The sequence below is a fragment of the Photobacterium sp. GB-1 genome (genome assembly GCF_003026165.1).
In the GTDB taxonomy this organism is placed as follows: Bacteria; Pseudomonadota; Gammaproteobacteria; order Enterobacterales; family Vibrionaceae; genus Photobacterium.
Genome location: NZ_PYOB01000069.1, coordinates 1 through 554, shown reverse-complemented (window position 1 = coordinate 554; position 554 = coordinate 1). Strand labels below are relative to the sequence as shown.

3 tRNA genes are annotated in these 554 nt (G+C 43.9%); all 3 read right to left on the bottom strand.

The annotated features are described in order from the left end of the window. Nucleotides 1–185: 185 nt before the first annotated feature. Nucleotides 186–261: transfer RNA gene (locus C9J45_RS21470), tRNA-Ala, on the bottom strand. Nucleotides 262–285: 24 nt separating this feature from the next. Next, a tRNA-Val gene (locus C9J45_RS21465) sits at nt 286–361 on the bottom strand. A 68-nt stretch (nt 362–429) separates the two neighbouring features. Next, nucleotides 430–505 (bottom strand) — tRNA-Lys (locus C9J45_RS21460). Between the last annotated feature and the right edge of the window lie 49 nt (nt 506–554).

Below are 554 nucleotides of genomic sequence, written 5' to 3'. Positions count from 1 at the left end.
AAGTGAAAGCAAACACAGACACTTGAATGTGTATGTTTTGAGAACTCGTTCTTCTTTCGAAGAACATTTTTAAAATCAATCTATTGATTGAATTTACTAGTCAGCTTTCCAGATTGTTAAAGAGCATTGTGTTTCTATTTAAAGATCCACTTTTTAATCACACTCATAGGAATGTCTTTAGAAAGTGGTGGAGCTAAGCGGGATCGAACCGCTGACCTCTTCGCTGCCAGCGAAGCGCTCTCCCAGCTGAGCTATAGCCCCATATTTTACTTCTTGAGAAAGAAGTGGTGGGCGATACCGGGCTCGAACCAGTGACCCCCTCCTTGTAAGGGAGGTGCTCTCCCAACTGAGCTAATCGCCCACGATAGTTGCTATTTGTTTTCACTTTAAAAAGTCAAATCAAACTAGCTTTCCTTCGTGGAAAGGAAATGGTGGGTCGTGCAGGATTCGAACCTGCGACCAATTGATTAAAAGTCAACTGCTCTACCAACTGAGCTAACGACCCAATATTCACTTCAAAGAGAAGTGGCGTCCCGTAGGGGAGTCGAACCCCT